Origin of the sequence: Nitrosomonas sp. (assembly GCF_024282095.1) — a bacterium.
In the GTDB taxonomy this organism is placed as follows: domain Bacteria; phylum Pseudomonadota; class Gammaproteobacteria; order Burkholderiales; family Nitrosomonadaceae; genus Nitrosomonas.
The window spans coordinates 1-19630 of record NZ_JAMWZS010000047.1; the positions used below are offsets into that span (position 1 = coordinate 1).

At 46.5% G+C, this 19630-nt stretch carries 13 protein-coding genes and 1 pseudogene; 3 read left to right on the forward strand and 11 right to left on the reverse strand.

From position 1 onward, the window contains the following. Window positions 1-308: 308 nt before the first annotated feature. The 3 genes from Q0K92_RS11510 to Q0K92_RS11520 all read right to left on the reverse strand — a co-directional run bounded on the left by Q0K92_RS11510 (window position 309) and on the right by Q0K92_RS11520 (window position 3912). Entirely contained in the window at window positions 309-1937 is a 1629-nt protein-coding gene (locus Q0K92_RS11510) for a hypothetical protein (protein ID WP_297325945.1), read from the reverse strand. Between the two features lie 331 nt (window positions 1938-2268). Further along, entirely contained in the window at window positions 2269-2967 is a 699-nt protein-coding gene (locus Q0K92_RS11515) for an SDR family oxidoreductase (RefSeq protein ID WP_297325946.1), read from the reverse strand. 495 nt (window positions 2968-3462) lie between these two features. After that, window positions 3463-3912 carry a hypothetical protein gene (locus tag Q0K92_RS11520; protein ID WP_297325947.1) on the reverse strand — a complete coding sequence of 150 codons (450 nt, stop codon included), beginning with the start codon at window positions 3910-3912 and terminating at the stop codon, window positions 3463-3465. A gap of 389 nt (window positions 3913-4301) precedes the next feature. Here Q0K92_RS11520 and Q0K92_RS11525 point away from each other — a divergent pair, with 389 nt between their 5' ends. Further along, a complete protein-coding gene (locus tag Q0K92_RS11525; RefSeq protein WP_297325948.1) occupies window positions 4302-5303 on the forward strand; it encodes a zinc-binding dehydrogenase in 1002 nt (333 codons plus the stop codon). 131 nt (window positions 5304-5434) lie between these two features. Here Q0K92_RS11525 and Q0K92_RS11530 read toward each other — a convergent pair whose 3' ends face one another. The 8 genes and pseudogenes from Q0K92_RS11530 to metG all read right to left on the reverse strand — a co-directional run. Further along, window positions 5435-7993, reverse strand: coding sequence for a calcium-binding protein (locus Q0K92_RS11530; protein ID WP_297325949.1), 2559 nt, complete (start codon window positions 7991-7993; stop codon window positions 5435-5437). Between the two features lie 197 nt (window positions 7994-8190). After that, on the reverse strand, window positions 8191-9237 hold the full coding sequence (locus Q0K92_RS11535; RefSeq protein WP_297325950.1) for an HlyD family efflux transporter periplasmic adaptor subunit: 1047 nt from the start codon (window positions 9235-9237) through the stop codon (window positions 8191-8193). After that, on the reverse strand, window positions 9221-11320 hold the full coding sequence (locus Q0K92_RS11540) for a TolC family protein (RefSeq protein WP_297325951.1): 2100 nt from the start codon (window positions 11318-11320) through the stop codon (window positions 9221-9223). The genes Q0K92_RS11535 and Q0K92_RS11540 overlap by 17 nt, the downstream gene beginning before the upstream one ends. Window positions 11321-11388: 68 nt before the next feature. Beyond that, entirely contained in the window at window positions 11389-12714 is a 1326-nt protein-coding gene (locus tag Q0K92_RS11545; protein ID WP_297325952.1) for a glycosyltransferase, read from the reverse strand. Between the two features lie 3 nt (window positions 12715-12717). Beyond that, window positions 12718-14097: a GGDEF domain-containing protein gene (locus tag Q0K92_RS11550; protein ID WP_297325953.1), complete on the reverse strand. Its 1380-nt coding sequence runs from the start codon at window positions 14095-14097 to the stop codon at window positions 12718-12720. 433 nt (window positions 14098-14530) lie between these two features. Then, window positions 14531-15280 (reverse strand): YggS family pyridoxal phosphate-dependent enzyme, encoded by a 750-nt coding sequence (locus tag Q0K92_RS11555; RefSeq protein ID WP_297325954.1) that lies wholly within the window; start codon window positions 15278-15280, stop codon window positions 14531-14533. 24 nt (window positions 15281-15304) lie between these two features. After that, window positions 15305-15667 carry a DUF4440 domain-containing protein gene (locus Q0K92_RS11560; protein ID WP_297325955.1) on the reverse strand — a complete coding sequence of 121 codons (363 nt, stop codon included), beginning with the start codon at window positions 15665-15667 and terminating at the stop codon, window positions 15305-15307. A 14-nt stretch (window positions 15668-15681) separates the two neighbouring features. After that, window positions 15682-17802, reverse strand: a pseudogene (metG, locus tag Q0K92_RS11565) (methionine--tRNA ligase); the annotation flags it as partial. A 113-nt stretch (window positions 17803-17915) separates the two neighbouring features. On the opposite strand from metG, the gene apbC reads away from it, so the two are divergent. Next, window positions 17916-19004, forward strand: a complete 1089-nt coding sequence (apbC, locus tag Q0K92_RS11570; protein ID WP_297325956.1) for an iron-sulfur cluster carrier protein ApbC — start codon at window positions 17916-17918, stop codon at window positions 19002-19004. A 13-nt stretch (window positions 19005-19017) separates the two neighbouring features. Next, window positions 19018-19584: a dCTP deaminase gene (gene dcd / locus Q0K92_RS11575; RefSeq protein ID WP_297325957.1), complete on the forward strand. Its 567-nt coding sequence runs from the start codon at window positions 19018-19020 to the stop codon at window positions 19582-19584. Window positions 19585-19630 lie beyond the last annotated feature (46 nt).

Genomic DNA, 19630 nt, shown 5'->3' on the forward strand with positions numbered 1-19630 from the left:
GTGGTATAGGAACCTCAATATTACGAGTTTGCCTCTTTCTATTAAATACTTATCTTCAATTGTCAACAGACCCTAGTCTCACCACCGCAAGTAGGAAAATTTCATGACATTCTGAAGTAAAACTGGGGATTTCTTAAATCTTACGAAAGGTGTTTCTGGAAATTATGTACGACCCCGCTGCAAGAGCGGGGTATCAAAAAGAAATTCGATTATATTTACTTTTGTAACGCCAGCCAGCTCGTTTTTCCCCGCCACACAGTAATTAGAAACTGCTTATGCTATGCAGCATAAGCAGTTTATTATCCAATTTAATGTGTACGGCGAGACGACGTATAAGCGCCTTGTGTAGCGCTTTCCAGTTTGCGCGCACGATCAACAGCTTCTTTAAGATCTGAAAGTACAGCGGTCAATTTCTCAGATTTCTCTTGCGCACCTGGTTCTTGCATAATTTGCTGAATCTGGTTATGAACGGTATCTACATTTTTATAGAGATCATGTGCACGCGCTTCTTTTACGTTCGACAGTGTAACTTTCTTTACAGCGGAAGTTACGCCAGGACAAGATGCTGCATTTTGCTGAAAAGGATTACGATTTTCTTTAAATTGCTGCGCAATCTGTACTCGCTTGGGAATAAAAACATCCGTTAGCAGCGGTGATAATTTACCGCTTTCATCAATATGCACGAAGCGCAGACTCGCAGGCCAAGTAGCACCATTACCAAGATCCTTATCGGTGGAAAATTCATGGCAACCACCGCATGTCATGGTTCCGGCACGATTCATCAATTGCTCACGCGAAACACCCGAGAGGTCTGTCAATGAGGCGAGACGGGCTTGCACTTGATCCAGCAACAGCACATCGGTATTACTGGCAGGATTGTCTTCATCGCCTTGCGAAATTGATTCAAAATCATCAAACTTGGGATCGTAACCCGCGCTGATACCATTGATGATATCTGCCGGAGATGCGCTTTTACTGATTCGATCCGGATTGACCAGATTGCACAGCGGTTGCCCGAGGAAGGCATTGCGAAAATCAGTGAGATCCGTTTCATCAAATCCGGCAGGCAATCCCGCAGCAACGCGAAACAAGGCGGCAGTCGGTGAATCATCAACCGGTTCAGGTTTAAAGATTGCCTGACCGTTCTGGTCAAAATTTACCAGAAACTCACGTAACGACCAGCGAATCTGGCCAGGATTAGGCGTTTTGAACAAATTGACGCGTAGTTGCCCCAGCGGTAAGCCATAATTCTTAGCCATGACAACCGGTTCAACACCCGCAAGCCCTTGGTAATAGAATTTCTCCAACTCGGTCACCGTTTGCGTTGCATCGGTGTCATTAGAACGCTGTGCCCAGAAATCGGTTATCGGAGCACATCCTGCCAAACCTTTACTTGGATCCGGATTAGGAATTCTGGCTTCAAAAATCATGGTCATGCGATCCGTACCGCCGCTCGTCCTTTTCGCATAAACGATTCGGTATTCACCGCAATTGCTGCCATCGGCAGGCGCCAAGTCAAAACGATTGAACAATCCGACTGGAATCATGCCATCCGGAGAATCCGGATTCAGTAAATCATCCGGATCAATCACTGATTCAAGGGGGCGACTGGTGACGTCAATCGTTTTACCTGATCTTGGATGAACAAATGAGTTTGCCGCAAATGAATCTCTCATACTTTTTAGCATCGACACTGAAGTTGTCGGTGCTCCGCCCGCGGTAGCGACGATTCTATCCATCGTTTTAGTGAATGCAAATGGACCAGCCAGTTTCCCAATATCATTGAATACAACCGATTTGTCGGTAATCTTGTTAGGTTCTGGTGGGTACACAGGGCCTTTAATTTTATCACTGCATCCAAAAAAACCGAGAACAGCGATCAATAAAAGGAGATTAAATGCTTTAAAAACAGAAAACTGCGAATGAATGTGCGACATAGCGAACCTCCATAAAGTACGAACAAAAGTCGATAGAATATCGAACCTTCTTATCTTTTAGTGATGCAAAACCAAATAGACTTTATGATAACTCACAGATCTCTAATGTGACTTTTCTCACATTGCAGCAATGAAAAACCCTGAGCTTGATGCCATTATATATTTAAATAGTTAAACCTAGCAGGCCCGTTGAGAAACTACTACGTTGCCGCTATGGTGTTAAAACAGGCTCAAAATGCTCATTTATCACGCATAAACTGCGCCTTCTCATCTGTTTCTGCCTGGTGTGTCGGCTGCCTTGCGCGTTGAACAAGCGTTGAGTCAAAAATTGTCACCAAGGTACAACTTGCCCATCGAATGCATAAAACTTTCCGGAATCCTCAAATTTCAAACGACTAATGACATGGCGCATGCCTGTTACACTTTGTTCAACCGAGATTAATCCATTGGGGCCGCCCATATCGGTTCTTACCCACCCCGGATGCAACAGCACTGCAATAATCCCGCTTGCATTCAGATCAATCGACAAGCTTTTCATCACGATATTGACAGCCGCTTTGCTGGAACGATAACTATAACTGCCGCCACCACGATTATCTGCGATGCTGCCCATCTTGCTGGTGACGGTAATAATAGTCTTGAGTTGGCTGCTGGAAATTTGTTGAATAAACGCTTCGACCATTCTGAGGGGTGCCATGGTGTTGACCTCAAAAGTATGAGTCCAGGCGGCATAATCTGTTTTCCCAAAAATATCCCCCTGCCCTGGTGGATAAACGCCGGCATTATTGATTAACAAATCAATTGCTTGATTGGATAATGTTTGCGCCAATTGTTCAATCTGCTGATGATTGGCAACGTTTAATGAATAAATAGTTACCCGGTCTGGATATTGCGCGGCCAAGTGACTCAATGTATCGGCTGCTGCCGGGTTGCGACAGCTAGCAAAAACACGCCAGCCGTCCATGGCATATTGCCGGGCAAATTCAAGCCCAATACCACGATTGGCACCGGTAATGAGTACTGTCCTCATGCTTTTCCTCACTAATGATTTAAATACAAGATTATGACATGCTTGCAAAATACATTGCATGTAGCTCTATTCTTCAAAGTTCGGGAACTCAGATGAGCGATTACTTGAATTGGTTATTGTGATGATGCACGGGGAAAATAGGATTTTATTGTACCAATGGGTATCAAAAGATCGAACGACAAATAAAACAGATGCAAAATATCAGGCATTGGAGCAATTGCATGGGCGGCGAAACAGCGGCTGAAGCTGCGGGGATAAAAAAAACGGGTGATAAGAGGCGAAGCATCTCTTTGCTAATAAATTTATGAAAAATTTCAGCAGATTTCAAAAATTCTATAGCACACCCGCTAAACCAAACACACGTTCCATTCTGTCATTGATTCAATTCTAGTGATAAATCATTATGATATAGCTTACGGAAATCAGAAACTCATACTGCTCTCATTACTTACAATAATCCCATGTACAGCCACCGAGAACTATCATCATCGTTATTCATCGTACTGGAATCACCATAGCCTTCCGAATAATCAAGCTGTATATGCGAAAAAAATCGCAGAGTGAAAGTGCGCGCGCTGTACTGCGTACAGTAAAGCTATAATTGCTGATTCCATCGTTGCCAACGTTTGATTTCCCAGCCGTCTGGTCAGTATCTTTAATTTTGTCAGCTACGAATGAGTTACTTGCATAAGTGCCATTCTGCAAGCAACTATCGGAATCCTCACTAATACAAATATTATTGGATACAGCAGCGATTCTCAGTGTATTCAGAATACTTTCATCGGTCATATCAAAGTAAATACCGTGCAAATTACCCATGGCGCCACCAACTTGCTTAACTCTGAAGAGCAATAAGCCATCTTCGATCTCTTCGATTGTTACCCAGGCCCTTGGTTTCTCATGATTTATTTCTGCGCCGTTAACCAGAAAAGATATCGTTGCCATATCGTCTCCTAAATTAAATCAATAACTGTAGTGCTAATAGAATAAAGATTGTTTATGGCTTAACTATAGAACGAAGAGACAGCGCAATTGTGAAGAAACTGTAAACTCTTTGTAAAATGTTAGACATGATTCCGGAACTATCAGAATATAAAATGAATTCTTATGAATGATGATTTTCTTGTGACTTTCGTACTACAAGCTTCATTAGCAGGCAGTTGAAAAACGCTCTCGAGGCGGGCCGATACCAGGCAAAAACAGGTGAGGAAGCGCGGTTTATCCGTGATAAATGAGCATTTTTAGCCTGTTTCTAACACCGTAGCGACAACGCAGATAGTTTTTCAACGGCCTGTTAGAATTTGATAGACTAAAAAATAATAGTGGAGGTCGTTATGAAAGCGGTATACCTTGAACAAGGTGGCCTAGTCAGTGTTTTGCGTTATGGTGATGTCAAATCTCCCGATTCGTGTGGTGATCATCAGGTATTGGTGCATATTAAAGGCATCGGCATCAATCCAATTGACAGCAAAATTCGCACTGCACCAGAGCGTTTTCCTGTTTCCTTTCCGGTGATACCGGGCTGCGATGGCGCCGGAGTCGTACAAGCTGTCGGGCATCATGTGCAAAACTTCAAGCCTGGGGATGAAGTTTATTTTTCACAACCGGGATTCAATAATCGCCAAGGTACTTACGCTGAATACGCGCTGGTTGATGCAAGTTTACTTGCATTGAAACCACGTTCATTATCATTCGAACAGGCCGCGGCAGTGCCGCTGGTTTTCATCACCGCATGGGAAGCATTATATGATCGGGCGCATATCACCAGCGGCCAGACAATATTGATCCATGCAGGTGCCGGTGGCGTAGGTCATGCCGCCATTCAATTGGCAAAATTGGTTGGTGCCAAAGTGATCACAACCATAAGCAGTGATGAAAAAGCCGATTTTGTGAAGCATCTGGGTGTCGATAAAATTATCAATTATCAGACACAAGACGTCGTTGCGGAAGTATTGCAATGGACCGCCGGCAAAGGCGTGGATGTCGCATTTGATACCGTTGGCGCAAACGTGCTGCAAAGCTGTTTTAGCTGCGTCAAATATTATGGTGATGTCGTGACGATTCTGCAGCCCGGCCCTGACACCAACTGGAATGACGCACGATTGCGTAATGTGCGCTTCAGTCTTGAACTGATGCTGTCCCCGGTTTGGATGGAACTGGAAGACGCTAAATTGCATCAGGCCGAAATATTGCGGCAATGCGCCACATTATTCGATGAAAACAAACTGACCATTAAAATCGCACAGTGCTTTGATTTGGCAAAAGCTGCGACAGCGCAACACTTTCTTGAACACAATCATCCGCTAGGCAAGCTTGCTCTCACAGTAAGTGAATAACTTAGTCAGTTTGTACAAGACAATAAAATTACCATTACAGTGTGCTTAACGGAAAATATAAGGGGCGCTGTCACAGGACAGCCCCCCTTTACTTGCACCGAATTGCCAACTACCGGTCACACGCAAAAAAATTATAGGAAGAAGTCTCCTGCCACCCAATTGATAGCTACCGCAACGCCATCCTGCACTTGGATTTCGAAGTCTGCCGCCAGACCGGCATCAATATTTCCTTGAATGATAGTATCGCCACCGAAATCAATGACTCTGATTTGACCAGCGGCTGAAAACGCTGCCGTCGAAATAAATGTAAAATTCTGATTTCCTGCAACTGCAGTATTTGCGTCGATTGCATTGACATCGACCCGATCTTGAACACCGGCTCCCACAGCGTCAAACCCGGATATGATATCGCGTCCCACACCGACAACTGAATCCCCGGCAGCGGTAAACCGGATCAGATCCCCTCCCGTGCCGCCAATCAAAAAATCAGTTCCTGCCAAACCTAGCAACGTATCCGCTCCGCTGCCGCCATTGAGTGTATCGTTACCAGCATTGCCACGTAGCGTATCAGCACCGGAACCGCCATTGATATTATCAGTGCCATTACCGCCAGCCAAAGTATCCGCTCCTGCGTTACCGTTAATTGTCAGATTACCAGCTACAGCCGATCCATCAACATTATCCGATCCATCCCCACCATGAAAGACTTCGATTCCAGCTGTGTTGAGATTGATGGTTATTCCGGTTGCACCGTTCACAATCAGCGTATCGGTTCCCAAGCCACCAATGACACTCGCCACTTGATCACTTACGGTAATCGTATCGTCACCGTCGCCCGCATTAACGCTATCGGCACCCGTTCCGGAGTTAATATTGTCATTTCCGATGCCGCCGGTAATGGTATCAATGCCGCTTCCGGCTAACAGGGTATCGTTTCCATTTCCTCCCACGATACTGTTATCTCCCTCACTGGCATTAACGAAATCGTTACCGTCGCCGGCATCGATCGTATCGTTCCCACCGCCGCCAGAGATGCTATCGTCGCCGGCATTTGCAACAATATTATTGTTTCCTTCACCGCCACCTAAGATATCGGATGCACTACCCCCGGTAATAACATCATTGCCGCCATTTCCGTTGATGGTAACCGATACGGCCATAGTACCGCCGTTGAATGTATCAGCACCTTCACTACCTTGTTGAATGCGCTCTATACCGGTAGTAGCGAGGTTAATCGTCCGACCCGTCGTGCCTGATAGAAACAAGGTGTCAGTTCCCGTTCCTCCCAGAATACTGACGAATTGCGTACTTACTTGGATTGTGTCATCCCCATCACCAGCACTTACCGTATCGGCACCGCTGCCTGCATTGATACTATCGTTTCCTGTTCCACCCGTGATGTTATCAACCCCGCTTCCCGCAAAAATAGAGTCGTTCCCCAGTCCTCCGATGACAGTATTGGTACCGTCGCCGGCATTAACAAAATCGTCTCCATTACCGGCATTGATCGTGTCGTCCCCTCCTCCCGAGCTGATACTGTCATTGCCTAATCCACTGGTAATGTTATCGTTCCCGCCTCCGGCTGAGATACTGTTATTGCCATTGCCACCAACGACAGTGTTATTTCCCTCTCCAGCGTTGATGCTATCAGCCCCACCACCACCGGTAAGCGTATCGTTGCCGCCATTTCCATTAATAGTCAATGCGATTGCCAGCGCAGCGCCATTGAATATGTCATCGCCTTCACTGCCTTGCTGAATGCGTTCGATACTGGTCAATGCCAGATCAATGGTCCGGCCTGTGGTGCCCGATAAGAACAAAGTATCGGTACCCGTTCCCCCGTTGATACTCACAAATTGATCGCTTACCTGAATCGTATCGTCTCCATCACCGGCATTGACGGTATCGGCACCTGTGCCTGCATTGATGTTATCGTTGCCCAAACCGCCGAGGATATTGTCTGTCCCACTGCCGGTAAATAATGTATCGTTGCCCGCTCCACCGTCCAAAGTGTTATTTCCTTCGCCGGCACCGATGAAATCGTTACCGTCACCACCGTTCAACGTATCGTTTCCGGAACTGGCGCTGATTGAATCATCGCCAGCACCGCCATTCGCCGTATTATTCCCCGATCCGGTATTGATACTGTCATTGGCACTGCCGCCGGTGAGCGTATCATTGCCGCCGTTTCCATTGAGCGTGAGGGCCACAGCCATTCCGGAACCATCAAATGTATCAGCGCCTTCACTGCCTTGCTGGATGCGTTCGATACCAACAGCCGCAAGATTCAGTGTTCGACCTGTGGTACCCGATATAAACAACGTATCGGTACCTAGTCCTCCGTTGACACTCACAAACTGAGTATTCACCTGGATTGTGTCATCGCCATCGCCAGCGGTAACCGTGTCAGCACCTCCACCAGCGTCGATGTTGTCATTGCCAAGGCCACCAGTAATATTATCGCTGCCATCACGACCGAAAATCGAGTCGTTGCCATCACCGCCGTTGATGGTGTCGTCACCATCGCCGGCGTCGATGAAATCATTGCCGCCACCGCTCTCTATCGTGTCATTACCGTCTTGTGCTGAAATTGAGTCATCGCCAATAGTGGCTACACCCCCTACAACCCCGGCCGATACCAAGGCTAAGGTAATCGTGTCATTACCATTCGTTCCCGTTATGTTTGCCATCGAATTGCCCCTTCATAAATTATAAGAATTTTTATTGAACAAAGACTTATTAATAACCTTTGCTCTTTGCCAACAATTTGACTGTAACTGATTGGGGCAATTTAATTCAATAGGACAATCACGCCAAATTTATTAGGACATTTGTCCTGGATAGCACAATTAATCGCGTGATCTTGCCTAGGAAATGGGTACTATGATCAGTAAAAATAAATATCGACGGGCATGCCATTCATCAATCGGCTTGTGACGGTCTCGACAAATTCCATTTGTGCCAGTATTGCGGAACGCACCGGTTCCAGCGGATTGCTTTCTACAGAAGATAATTTTTGCATAACGCCCGGAACGGAAATTATCTTCGCTTTTGCTGTTTCGCCATTCGGGAATTTCACCATCACAGTTTGGCCGACTACCGCATAGTCCTGGTATTTGGGTGGGATAAATGCATCAATATATACCTTCTCAGGAAAAATGATCTCAAGTAATGCCTGGCCCCGACCCAAATATTCTCCAGGTTGCATAAACAACTCAGTCACCAATCCTGTTGCGGGAGCGACGAGATTTAATTGTTGTATCTGATCCTGAGTTTTTTCAAACTCCAGTGCTATCTGACTCATTTGCTGTGTAATCCGGCGCATCTCCGGCGCTAAACTTTGTTCCTGGTTATGTGCTTTCTCTTGTGCCGCCAAATTCTCAAGCGCTGCGTTGAACTGACTCCGGGCTGCCGCAATTTCAGCTTGTGTCGCCGCTCCTTGTGCGAATAATGATTCATACTGTCGCAAGCGTTTATATGAAAAATCTCTCTGTTCCTGTGCAAATTTCAATAACTGTGCTGTACTGGACCTGGAATGATCGTTGTGCAGTAACAACTTTTGCTTTTCGTTCTCCAGTAATTGAAGTTCAATTTGCATGCGATCGTGATTATTCTGCAATGAATCATTTACCAGTTGGGCCAACTGCGTACCTGTAGCAACTGTCTGCAGCGGTTTTACGAATATCTGCTCAACATATCCGTCAACAGCGCTCCGAACGGTAAAATTCGGCACCCTGATCCGCCCGCTTGCCTCAACAGTGACCTGTTCCCATACCACAAGCCCTATCAGGTAGATTAACGGTAAACCGGAAATCGCTAATATCAAATACCAGCGCCAAGGCCTGCCGGGACGTTTGGCGTCACTATATCGAATGCGCAAGCCTCGATCATCATGCGGATTTTTACTTTCCGGTTGATTAAAGCGGATTTTCATGCAGATAATTCCTCAGGTCCAGCCATGACTGAATGATGAGCCCACCAAAATTAGGTGCTTGTAATTGATTCTGAAGTTGCTGCATTGCATCGTTGAAATACCGCTGCGGTTTGTTCGCATAGCTATTCTCCGGCCCCAGCTCAGGTTCCACGCTTTGTGCAAGGCTGAATGTCAGATTAGGATGTTGCCGCATGGCCGACTTCAGTGTTGTCACAATTTTCTCTATATTCATGGTGTAATACATGACCCCAACTTCCCGGACGCCAGCTTCCGCAAATTTGCAAGGCATACATAAGCCATAGGATGATTTTCTCGCCAGATAACGGGGATGAATACTGATACCGACCGGCCAAGGCGAAATAGCGGTCACCTGACGAATGGTCTCGATGAATTGTTCCAATCGATCCGCGCCGGTCAATTGAGACACCAGTTGATCAGGCTCAATATCCAGATGCAGGCCATCAAAATCAATTGCGCTGAGGCTATGGATGATTTGCAGCAAATTCTTGCGATACTTAGGCAAAATCCAATCCGGATCACCTAAAAGCAACTCAATTTTTTTTCCATGACGGCGCCCATCACCCAGAAATCTCTCTAAACTCGCAGGATCCGCTACCGTCGCAGCAATTTGCCGCGCATTCAACGAAATAAGAAAACGATTGACTTCATTCACTGGTTTTCTCGTCCAAAATTCCGGTTGCGTCATGGTGTGATTAAAATTCCAGACATAGACTGCGAATTGATCAGGAACAAATTGCACAGCACGCAGCAAAGGCTGCTGGGTCTGTTGCGTCGATGCACTGGGCATTTCTCCACCCGCAAGAAACCGCTTGACCTGCTGCAATGGCTCAATCAATGTCAGCACGCTGATTTCCGGATACGCGTCTTTTCCTTTAGCTTCCGGCAACATAATAAATTGACGCAAACGAATATGAAGCTTCCAGTGCTCCGATTCCGCCGCCACGTTCTCAATGGCAACGCGGTAATAGGTATTGATGGCCTGAAAATATTTTTCAATCACATCGCCATCCATGATTTGCAAACGCAGATAGCGTTCGCGTATCAATTCACGTGCAGCCTCAAGGCGCGTACGCTGAAATTTGATTTGCTGGGTCAGTTGCTGATAGCTATTGAGGAGAGATTGAAATTCATGCTGCAATTCCTGATCGCGACGCGTGTAATCCTCTCGTAAGCTGATCAATTGACTATTCAAACGCGATTGTTCATTTTTACGGTAGCTGATGATCTCAAGCGGCATTCTGAAGTTAAAACCAACTGCACCGCCATAACCGAGCTGAGCCGCATCTGGCGACGGATGGGGAATCGCAGGGCCGCCAAAGGCCGTCATAGAGAAATCCGAATCGATACCTTGCCAGTTTTCAGTTTCTCTAATCGTTTGGAGATGATCGATTTGTGCTTGCAATATCCTTAAATCCGGCTGTTCGATGTCACTCACAATGGTCGTTGCGATTTCACCCAACGGCGGCTTGACCGCTTCGAATGGCATCACGACTGAATTCGTTAGATGCGCCAATCGCATCAATGCCTGATTCTTATTATTGCTGAATTCTATTTGCGTACGCTGCGCTTGATCAAAAGCGGAAAGAAATTCGAGATAATCCGACATAAACAGCAGACCCGCTTCTTGGCGTTTGAGCAATAGACGCTCAATGCCTTCATGTCGCAATCGAATATAGGCATCCGTCAAAACCAGCATTTTCTGCGCACTCCAATACGCGGCATAATTCTCTTCCAAAAAGAGCGCTGCCAGCCACCTGCTCCAATCCAGACGGATACCTTCAATTTTCACCTGGGTTGCGGCATCTTCAATGGCACGTTGTTGTCGTTCTGCACTGCCCAGCAAAGGATAACGCAGACCAATTCGCGCCAAAGGATCAAAGAAATGCCCGAAAGGTTCTCTGGCAAAAGGGCTTTTCTGATAGCCGCCGGAAACTCCGCCGAATAATTCCCAGCCTTTCTGCGCCTCATGAGCCAGTAAATTAGAACGCTGCGCTTCTAAATCAGCTTGTACTTTCAGAACCGATGCGGCTTGATCGCGGTGCAAGTAAAAGTCAGCGAGCATTCTTACTTCCGCAGCGGCGCTTTTTGTGAGTATCAGTAAAAGTGCCAGTATGGGGAGAAAATATAGTTTCACTGTTTGCCTTTCTTGAGTACCCACAATGGTGCCATCGAAGAATCCAAGTGACCCTTATTGAAAATCTGATTCAGAATTGCATATGCACTCCAGATGCGGGCAACAAATTGCAGCAGCGGATAAATCGGGAGAACCAGAAACGCATTGCAATCTTCCCGTTTCCTGTCTGAAATCGCCAGCAGATAAAAAACAAACTGGACCAGAATCAAACATAAATAGAATAGATAAACCAATATCATGCTGAGTAGGAAGACATGCAACGGCAGCTTGATTGCCATGTAGATTGTATAAATCACGATGGCAAAAGGCATGACAATCTGAAACAAAATACCGTACCACAGCAGAAATATAAAATTGCCCCAGCCCATCATCGCTGCAGAAATACCGGATTTATGCTTATTCGAATAGATATACCAAAGATCGCCATCCCATCTCAGTCGTTGCTTGAGAAAACCTCGAAAACTTTCCGGTACATCGGTATGTGACACTGCTCCCGGTTCAAATTCGATCTGCAGCTTCGGGTAGCGCATGTGATATTTCTTGATGCGCATCGTCAAATCAAGATCTTCCGCAGTCCCGGTATTCCACCCCCCGATCTGCTGAATAAACGATTTTCTAAAAACACCAAACGCCCCCGGTACGTTATTGATCACATTCAGCTTCGCAAAACCCAGCTTACCCACCTGCATGGTCAACATATACTCAAGACTTTGCAGCCTTGTCATGATGGTATTCCTGGCATTGCGTACGCGCATCGTCCCCGTAACGGCCACTACATTGGGATTGCGAAAATGAGCAACCGCATGATCAACCATCTGATTATCGAACGACGTATCACCGTCCAATGCAAGAAAAATTTCCCCTTGCGCACGGCTGAGGCCTGCGTTCAAAGAAGAAACCCGACCACCACGTTGAATTTTTGGGATGATGACCAACGACCGTTGCGGATAATTGGAAATCAGCGGATACAGTGCTTTCAAAGCCTGGTAAGTTGCCATATTTCTTTGCACACCGTCCACCATCGCAATGATTTCAATATGTCCCGGATATACCTGTTCCAGTAAAGAAATCACCGTATTTTGCACGGCCTTGCCTTCGGCATAACAAGTGATTGCACACGTTACGCGCGGATAATACGGCGGGGAAAAAGGCGCTGCCACCGCATCTTTAACGAGATAGCGAATAACTCCCATCCAATTGACAAAATAAAGCGGCAGTTCAAAAAACAATACCAGCGGGATCAGCATCAACACGTAATGCACATCTTGTTGATGCGAAATTGCGATCAGGAAAACATACCAGGCTTGAATCAGATTTTCCATGAACTACGATAATTCACCGAAAAGACGAGCCAGGAGAAGTTCAGCGTTTTCCTTACTGGATAGTTTCTGCGAGGTCACGCTGACAAATCGAAAATCCAATTTATAATTGCTCTCTTCCAATAGCAAACTCATATTGCTTTCTATGCGCTTATGAAAACCGCTCAGTCCTTGTTCGTCGGTATTAGGCAGCAACAACCACAACATGTTTTCTGAAGTGCGCGTGGAAAGATCAGGAGTACGTAACAGATTTCTTAATCGTTGCGCGAAGGACTCAAGCATTTGCAATAATTTTGCATGATTGAAGAGCGCTACCAAATCAGGCAGATTTGCAAAATAAACGCCAAACAAACTGAAGTTTATGTTGGGATAGCGACGTGCCATGACCATCATCCAATCGAGATCATGAATAAATAGCTCTTTGGAAATAAAATCCAGTTGGTCAAAACCTGAAGACAAATCAAAAACTTCACCACGAAACGCTATCGTTCTGCCTTTATCGCTTAATCGCCAGCTGTGAACCTCATTGAGGATCAACTCACTAGGATTCATTGCTTTCTCACACATCGCGCAGCGGACTTGTACGTCACCTTCTATAAATGATTGATGACAGGCTTGACAGCGATAGTTCTCAAGCGGCCGGTCATAATCACTGCCGATATGGCGTAAATGCGTATGGCATTTGGGACAAACCAGCGCACCGCCCTGCATGAATTTATCTTGCGCATCCACACAACCGCAGGTGAAACAATGCAGGGAAGGTTGTAATTTGATATCAATAGCAGAGCAATTTGGACAAACATCAATAAAACTTAGATGAGAAGAGCGACAATGAACACATTCTCTCTGCCGGTCAATCAATGTTGTGGCTTCAATTATTTTGGCATTGGCAAGATTCCTCAACCATTCAAAGGAATCGTATTGGTCCAGGCTCAGTGCTTCGAGTAAAGGATAATGGTAAAAACGCGGATACTGCCATTCATGATAGGGTTGGAGAATAAAATTAGGACGCAGCCATAAGTATTTAATCAATCGCCCTTGGTGTGTGAGATAAGTTTCATTATCCTTCAGCGACTTCAGCAAATCTTCAAACTGATCGATCTTTTCCTGCAGAATCAGCGGCTGTGGTGATTGTCCGTCTAACAGTTGACTATCGGATAATGCGATTGATTCCGTTGCAAAGCATAACGATGCAAATACTTCATTATCTCTGCGGATTTTCGCAAGAATAGCAGACGTATAGTGCTTGTCTTTCCCGTCAACGAAAAAAGCTGACGGAATGATCCGACTCTTTTCCCACGCTGAAAAATCACTGAAAAACCGAATATCAAAGGCGCTATATTGATCTGAGAAATCGGTCTTTTCTTGTGAGAAAAAGATAAGCATAAGAGATTGGCTTTTACTGAACTCAAGTCAGATAATTTATTAATTCATAATGACTCTGCGATTTTAATCTTCTATCAGCGCATTAGAATTGTTTCTTATTATCTTACAAACTCAATAGTATTCAACCAATACCACGCAAATGACGTGGCATTACTTCAGATAATGTACAAAATACAACACAATTTTCCAATTATTTCTAACAGGCATCGAAAAACGATCTGCGTTGCCGCTACGGTGCTAGAAACAAGCTCAAAATGCCCATTGATTACGCATAAACCGCGCTTTCCCACCTGTTTTTGCCTGGTATCGGCTGCCTCGAGAACGTTTTTCAGCGGCCTGCCAATAGTGCGAAAGTTGTTGGGGACTGTACGCCATAAACCGCCATACAGCCGCTTACCTGCGTTTGGGCTCGCAAACCCTCGCTGCTTATTCTTTAACCAAGCCCCGGCCAGTAGTGACTATCCGGCAATGGCCGCTTACCGAAAATGGCTTGTCCGACGCGCACAACGGTTGCGCCTTCTTCAATCGCCAGTTCATAATCTCCCGACATACCCATCGACAGTTCATCAAACGACAATCCTGCCGGCGCTTCCTGGCGCAGCATGGCTTGGATCTCCCGCATTTTGATAAAGCATTCGCGCACACGATCGTGATCGGATGAGAAGATGGCGAGCGTCATCAAGCCCTTGATGCGTAGCGATGAAAATTGCGGCAAGTGCTGGACAAAATCGCGCACGGCTTCCGGCGGCAGGCCGAATTTGCTTTCTTCGCCGGAGCTGTTGACTTGCACGTAGACATCAATTGCCCGTCCTTCATTTTGTAGACGTTTATCAAGCTCTTCGGCGACTTTCAGGCTGTCGAGCGCTTGAAATTCATTGGCAAAGCGCGCCAGGTATTTGGCTTTATTGGTTTGCAGATGACCGATGATCGACCATTTGATGTTCAGGTCTTGCAGCGCTTCGGATTTTTCGCGAGCTTCCTGGATTTTGTTTTCTCCCATCTCAAGGCAACCTGCTGCATAGGCAATATGCAGCCTTTCAGCCGATACGGTTTTCGTGACCGGCAAAAGCCGCACGCTGGCGGGATCGCGACCAATTCGCTTGCAAGTATCGACGATGCGTTGCTGGACGGTTGCAAGGTTGGCTTTGATTTCGGTGAGTTGCTGCTCTTCGTTGAGTTCCACTGCATTCTCCTGTTATTCGAAACGTTAACTTTTCCTGGATGCCTGATGAAATACCATTTTCCAATGATTCCCCTGATGTTGCCAAATCGAGGTTCTCATCGATCCTGTGCTGGTGACATTCGGATCATCGCGCTTTTGTGCGGTATAGTGCGCCAACACCCAATCATCGGCTAGCACTCTGATTCTAAAATCCGCCAATATCCATTGACTATGCTGATCCTTGCTCAGCAACCAGTTGACCACGTCATTTCTTGCATTCACTTCCCCGCTGCTGCTGATTTCTTCAAAGTCGGCAGACAACAGTTCATCAATCAACGCAGGATTTGCCGCCAGATCGGTGTGCAACAACGCAAGCTCGCGCTGCCTGATGTGTTCTGCCAGATCCATCGACGCGATGCCGGTTATTTAACCCGCATTCCCGGTTGTGCGCCAGTATCGGGCGAAAGAATGAATAACTCGCCCGGATTGCCGCCACCGGCTGCCAGTACCATGCCTTCCGATAATCCGAATTTCATTTGCCGCGAGGCAAGATTTGCCACCATGACGGTATAACGCCCTGTCAATTGCTCCGGGTCATAGGCTGACTTAATACCGGCGAATACCGTGCGTTGTTCATTGCCGATATCCAGCGTTAACTTCAGCAATTTTTCCGCACCCGGCACATGCTCGGCATTGACAATTTTTGCCACGCGCAAATCAATTTTGTTAAAGTCATCGATGGAGATCGTCTCGGCAATAGGCGTCACAGCATGTTGCTGCTTTTGCGCATGCCGCACGGGAGAATCGGTTTGACCGGCGGATGCCAGGCTTTGCGTGTTGGCGGCGATCAATGCATCAATTTGTTTGGCATCAATGCGTGTCATCAAATGTTGATAGACATGGATGGTATGTCCTGCGGGCAACAATAAATCCGACACCGGCTGCCCCTCACCCAATTCAGGCCACGTCAGCGGTGCACAATTCAGAAAAACCTCAATCTGCTTCACCGTTTCCGGCAAGATCGGTTTCAGGTAGCGCGACAATAGATAAAACAGTTGAATGCCCAAGCTGCAAATACGCTGCAATTCATCATTGCGATCCGGGTGCTTGGCGATTTCCCATGGCGCCAGTTCGTGAATCATTTCGTTCGCCTCGTCGGCAAATTTCATGATATGACGAATGGCAGCGGCAAATTCCCTGTCTTCAAACGCTTTTTCAATGTGCGCTGGCCGCCAAGTGGCAAAGCGTTCATCCACCAAGGATCGCAATTGTTGATACTGCGCACCATCCGCAAGCTTGCCATCAAAGCGTTTGCTGATAAAACCCGCGCAGCGGCTGGCGATATTAATAAACTTACCGACCAGATCGGAATTGACGCGCGCGACAAAATCTTCCAGATTCAAATCGATATCTTCCAGCGTACTGTTGAGTTTTGCCGCGTAGTAATAGCGCAGCCATTCCGGATTCAGGCCTTGCTTCAAATAGCTTTCCGCTGTGATGAACGTGCCACGGGATTTGCTCATTTTTTCACCATTCACGGTGAGAAAGCCATGCGCAAAAATCTTTGTGGGTGTGCGGTAGCCGGCATTTTGCAACATCGCAGGCCAGAACAATGCATGAAAATACAGAATATCCTTACCAATAAAATGATACAGCTCGGTATCCGATGCTTGCTGCCAGAATGCGTCAAAATCGATGTGTTCCCGTGCGCACAAATGCTTGAAGCTACCCATATAACCAACCGGCGCATCCAGCCAGACATAAAAATACTTACCCGGCGCATCAGGTATTTCAAAACCAAAATAAGGCGCATCACGCGAAATATCCCAATCGGAAAGCTTGTTATCCCCCGCTTCACCCAGCCATTCACGCATTTTATTGGCAGCTTCGGGCTGCAAATGATCCGCTTCCCGAGTCCAGCGGCGCAAAAAATCCGCGCAGCGCGGATCCGACAGACTGAAAAAATAATGTTCCGATGATTTCTTGACCGGCTTGGCGCCGGAAACGGACGAATACGGATTTTTTAATTCCGTCGGCGCATAAGCCGCGCCGCACGCTTCGCAAGAATCACCGTACTGGTCTTTGGCGCCGCATTTCGGGCATTCCCCTTTGACAAAGCGGTCGGGCAGAAACATATTCTTGACCGGATCGTAAAGCTGCTCGATGCCGCGCACCGCGATCAAACCGGCAGCCTTGAGCTTGCCGTAGATATCTTCGGAAAAATGCCGCGTTTCCGTCGAATGGGTGCTGTAATAGTTATCAAACTGGATGTGAAAGCCGGCAAAATCCCCGAAATGTTCATCGTGTACGCGTGCAATCAAAGCTTCCGGCGTAATGCCTTCTTTTTCCGCACGCAGCATGATCGGCGTGCCATGCGTATCGTCCGCGCATACATAATAAACCGTATGCCCGCGCATTTTCTGAAATCGCACCCATATATCCGTTTGAATATATTCCACCAAATGGCCTAAATGGATGCTGCCATTGGCATAAGGCAACGCAGAGGTGACCAGAATTTTTCGCTTGTTCATTAGCTGTTCGCAAACCGGATTGAATAAAGGCTAATTGTAACAAACTGTGTGCGCATTCCTGATATTTGTTACCATCCCTTTATTAAATTGTTAATCGCTAACCAGCAGCAAAAAGGAGTTCTGCAGTGACCATTTCTGAGCAACATATACAATCCATACTCGGACAAACCATCGATCCAACCACAGGCAAGGATTACGTTACCGCACAAGCAGTGCATACCATTCAGATTGATCAAAATAATGTATCCATTGACATCGAATTGGGTTATCCGGCCAATAGCGTCAAAGACAACGTCCAGAAGCAGATTGTTGCGGCACTACAGTCAATTCCCGACATCGGAAATATTCAGGTGACAATCAGCAGCAAAATTATTCCACACAGCGTGCAACGCGGCGTCAAACTCATTCCCGGTGTTAAAAATATCATTGCGGTGGCATCCGGCAAGGGCGGTGTCGGAAAATCGGCGACGGCAGTCAATCTGGCTCTGGCATTAGCCGCGGAAGGCGCATCGGTGGGAATTCTGGATGCGGACATTTATGGCCCGTCACAACCGCAAATGCTGGGAATCACAAGTCACCCGAAATCGCTCAATGGCAAGACTATGGAACCCGTTCTGGCACATGGTATCCAGGCCATGTCTATTGGGCTGTTGATTGATGTGGAAACTCCCATGGTTTGGCGCGGTCCGATGGTTACACAGGCTTTGCAGCAATTGCTCAACGATACCAACTGGAAAGATCTGGATTATTTGGTCGTCGATTTACCACCTGGTACCGGCGACATCCAGCTCACACTTGCGCAAAAAATACCCGTAACTGGCGCTGTTATTGTTACCACACCACAGGATATCGCTTTACTCGATGCGCGTAAGGGATTAAAAATGTTTGAAAAAGTGGGAATTCCGATTTTTGGCATTGTGGAAAATATGAGCACACATACCTGTTCTCAATGCGGACACACGGAACCAATATTTGGAACCGGTGGTGGAGAAAAGATGTGCCAGGATTACAATGTGGAATTTTTGGGCGCATTGCCGCTCGATATCAAAATTCGCGAGCATACGGATAGGGGTAAACCCAGTGTGGTTGCTGAGCCGGACGGAGAAATAGCGGGCATCTACCGGCTTATTGCACGGCGAATCGCTGTTAAAGTGACTGAATCCGCTGAAGATCACTCGGAACTATTCGCCAAGATCGTAATGGAAGATGACTAGAAAAGGCTAAGGAATGACGATTAAATCAGATAAGTGGATACGCCATATGGCACAAACGTATGGCATGATCGAACCCTTCGAACCCGATCAGATTCGTCAGAAAAACGACCAGCGGATTGTTTCCTATGGCACTTCAAGCTATGGTTACGATATCCGTTGCTCGGATGAATTTAAGTTATTTACCAATATTAACTCCACCATTGTCGATCCAAAGAATTTTGATTCCAATTCATTTGTTGATGTCAAAAGTGATGTGTGCATCATTCCACCCAATTCTTTTGCGTTGGCCCGCACCGTTGAGTATTTCCGCATCCCGCGTAATGTGCTGACTATTTGTTTAGGCAAATCAACCTATGCCCGGTGCGGCATTATCGTCAATGTCACACCTTTTGAACCGGAATGGGAAGGGTATGTCACTTTGGAATTTTCCAACACAACCCCCCTACCCGCAAAAATTTATGCCAACAAAGGCGTCGCGCAAGTTATTTTCTTTGAAGCCAATGAAGTCTGTGAAACTTCCTACAAAGATCGCGGCGGTAAATACCAAGGACAGCACGGCGTTACATTGCCAAAAATATGAATTGGTGGAAGTTGATAACCGATGTGTGAGACTCTTTTATGATGTT